Origin of the sequence: Candidatus Avelusimicrobium faecicola (assembly GCA_900540405.1) — a bacterium.
GTDB classification, from domain to species: Bacteria; Elusimicrobiota; Elusimicrobia; order Elusimicrobiales; family Elusimicrobiaceae; genus Avelusimicrobium; species Avelusimicrobium faecicola.
Map to the genome: position 1 here is coordinate 1 of UQFW01000080.1, position 3,526 is coordinate 3,526.

Here is a 3,526-nt window from a genome sequence, read left to right on the forward strand (position 1 = left end):
CGGCGGGAGTCGAACCCACATTTCCAGCTTCGGAGGCTGACGCTCTATCCATTGAACTACGAGCGCGATAAAGCGGTTGTTTCTTTTATTCTACAAAATTATGCAAGAGCGTTGGAAAAAATCCCAAAAATCAGGCGTTGGCGGGTTCCGGGCGCGCGCGAAATTTGCGCGGAAGCCCCAAACCAATGGCCAGTAGCGCCCCCGCGCCCAACAAGTACGGGTAATACAGGTATTGCATAATGCTGATGGGGGAAAGCCCCGTCAAACTGGCGGCCATTAACAGTTGCGCGCCGTAGGGAATCATGCCCTGCACAAAGCAGGAAAAAATATCCAACAAACTGGCGGAACGGTTCGGCGCTACCTTAAAACGGACGGCAATTTCTTTGGCAATCGGCCCGGCCATAATCAGGGCAATCGTATTGTTGGCAGTGCATAAATTGGCAAAGCAGATAATGCCCGCAATACTCAGTTCCGCCCCTTTCTGCCCGCGGATGCGTTGGGTCAGCTTTTGGATAATCCACGCCAGCCCGCCGCCGGTGCGTATCATTTCCAGCATACCGCCCGCTAGCAGGGTGACGATAATCAGCTCGCCCATGCCGGTTATCCCGGCCCCCATGGAAACCGTCCACTCCCAAATACCAAAACTGCCCAAACACAGGCCCAACACGCCCGAAAGCACCGTGCCCAACAGTAAAACCACCAATACATTTACGCCCATTACCGCGGCCCCCAATACCACCAAATACGGCAATACTTTCAGCCATTCCACATGGGCGGGCTCAAAGGCATTGGCGGCCCCGCTACCCAGTAAAATATACAGCAAGGTGGTAATAAACGCCAGGGGCATTACAATCTTAAAATTGGTTTTGAATTTGTCCGACATTTTGCACCCTTGCGTGCGGGTGGCTACAATGGTGGTATCGGAAATAAACGAGAGGTTATCCCCAAACATAGCGCCCCCCACGGTGGCGGCAATCACCAAGGCCGGGTTTAAGCCCGTTTTGGCGGCAATCCCCGCCGCTACCGGGGCCAAGGCAACAATCGTGCCGACGGACGTCCCCACCGAAACGCTAATCACGCACGCGGCTAAAAAAATACCGGCCGCCAACACATTGCCCGGCAAGACGGAAAGCGTCAAATTGACGGTGGCATCCACCGCGCCCATGGCTTTGGTGGTTTGCGCAAACGCGCCCGCCAAAATAAAAATAAGCACCATGAGCATAATGTTGGGGTTCGCCGCCCCTTGGCAGAAAGTTTCTATCCGCTTATGCAGGTTGCCTTTTTTAGCCATGGCTACCGCCACAATGGAAGAAATAACAAAAGCTACCGTAATGGGCATTTTGTAAAAGTCGCCCGCCAAAACGGAAACGACCAAATAGGAAATTAAAAATACGCCCAGCGGCACTAATGCCCAGGCATTGGGTTTTATATCTGTTTGCATGGAATCCTTGGGGGCGGCCTTGCGGATAAAACTGCGTGCCGCCGCGTAAAATTACTTATATATTATATGAAATTTGCCCCCTGTTCCGCCCCAAACGTGCCGGGCGGGGCCAAAAAATCATACAATAAAAGTATGAAAGCCGCTATTATTACCATTGGGGATGAAATTCTGCTCGGGCAGATTACGGACACCAACTCCCGCTTTATTGCGCGGGAACTGGCCGCGCTGGGCGTGGAAACCGTAGAAATGTTTACGGTTGCCGACGAACAAGCCGCCATTGTGCGCGCGTTGGATACGGCCTTTTTGCGGGCCGATTTACTGTTTATTACCGGGGGGCTCGGCCCCACGAAAGACGATTTAACCAAAAAAACATTGGCTGAATATTTCCATACGCCGCTGGTGTTTAACCCGCAGGTGTATGCGTGGCTGGAAGAAATGCTCCTGCCGCGGCGGGGGGAAGTAAACGCCTACAACAAAAGCCAGGCCGTCTTGCCGCAAGATTGCACCGTTTTACGCAACCGCAAAGGCACCGCTAGCGGTATGTGGTTTGAAAAAGACGGCCGGATTGCCGTTTCTCTGCCCGGCGTTCCGTTTGAAATGGAACACCTGATGACGGAGGAAGTCCTGCCGCTTTTGCGGAAAAAATGCGCTGAAAAACTGCTTGCGTACCGCCTGTTGCACGTTTTTAATATCCCGGAGGCGGAATTAGCCATGCGCTTACAGGCGTTTGAGGCGCAACTGCCCGCCGGGGTAGGGCTTGCGTATTTGCCGTCTGTGGACGAAGTAAAACTCCGCGTGACGGCCAAAGGCTCGGCCCTGCCGCTACTGGACGGACAAACCGAAAAATTAAAAACCTGTTTACAAGGGTTGCACTTTACGGAGGGGGAAACGTCCGGCTTGGTGGAACGGTTAGCCGCCGTGTTCACGCAAAAAAAATTGACTTTGGCCAGTGCCGAAAGTTGCACCGGGGGCAATATTGCCCATTGGATTACCGCCTTGCCCGGCGCCAGTAATTATTATTTGGGCGGGGTGGTTTCTTATGCCAATCAGGTAAAAGCCGGCGTGTTGGGCGTCAGCACGGACGACTTAAAAACCCACGGCGCGGTGAGCGAGCCGGTAGCCAAACAAATGGCCGCAGGCGCGCGGCGGGTGACGGGGGCGGATTGGGCCGTTTCCACTACCGGCATAGCGGGCCCCGGCGGCGGCACGCCGGAAAAACCCGTCGGCACGGTGTGGATTGGTTTAGCGGGGCCGCACGGTGTGGAAGCGCGCAAATTTTTGTTTTCGTCCACGCGGGAGCGCAATATCGGCAAGGCTTCCGCACAGGCGTTGGAATGGGTACTGTCTGCCGTTTTGAAAACCAAATAAGGAGATATTAAAAATGACTTTATGGCAAGAAATTTATAATTTAGGCATTGTGCCGCTTATCGGCAAAGTAAGCCCGGCGGAAGCGGGCGATTTGGCCCGCGCGTTGGCGCAAGGGGGCTTAACGGCCGCCGCCATTACGTTATCCGGCGAAAAGGATGTTCAGCAAGCGCGCGCTATGGCCGGGGCGGTAAATGGGTTTAAGGTGTTTGCGTACGCCGTTAATGACGCCGAATCCGCCCGCCGTGCGGTGGAAGCCGGGGTGTGCGGCGTGTTTACGCAAAGCGCAGACGAAGCCGTCTTGCAGCCGTTGGCTCAAGCGGGGGTGGAATGTTTGCCGGTGCCGTCGGTTGTAAAATTTGCCAAATTGGCCGATTATTTTTCCTGCGGGCGGGTGGCGGCTTGTTTGTGCCCGGATTTGGAAACGAAGGAATTATTGGGGAAATCCTATTTTGATGCCGTTGTGCGCCGCACCCGCCAGGCGGTAAGCGCTATGTTGGGGTTTGATTTGCGCCATGTGGGCATTAATCAGCCGGATGCGGAGTCGTCCGCCCGCACCGCCGGGGAATTTGAAAGTTTGTTCGGTTTTACCCGCACGGACCGCGGCGGCGCGTATTTTGCCGGGGAAGTGGTGGAAGTGATGAAAAAGAAATTCTACGGCGAACACGGCCATATTGCCGTGGCGACGAATGATGCCGGGCGCGCGGCGTATTTTTTGCA

The 3,526-nt window shown here is 54.7% G+C and carries 3 protein-coding genes; 2 read left to right on the forward strand and 1 reads right to left on the reverse strand.

Going from position 1 to position 3,526, the window contains the following annotated elements; all coding sequences use genetic code 11:
- Positions 1-130 precede the first annotated feature (130 nt).
- Complete coding sequence (locus ACQY18_RS06465; protein ID WP_428039278.1) at positions 131-1,441, reverse strand: Na+/H+ antiporter NhaC family protein; 1,311 nt, start codon at positions 1,439-1,441, stop codon at positions 131-133.
- A 132-nt stretch (positions 1,442-1,573) separates the two neighbouring features.
- Between ACQY18_RS06465 and ACQY18_RS06470 the strand changes: the two genes are divergently transcribed.
- Positions 1,574-2,809, forward strand: a complete 1,236-nt coding sequence (locus tag ACQY18_RS06470) for a competence/damage-inducible protein A (protein WP_428039279.1) — start codon at positions 1,574-1,576, stop codon at positions 2,807-2,809.
- 13 nt (positions 2,810-2,822) lie between these two features.
- On the forward strand, positions 2,823-3,526 hold a 704-nt coding region (locus ACQY18_RS06475; RefSeq protein ID WP_428039280.1), incomplete at its 3' end, for a hypothetical protein.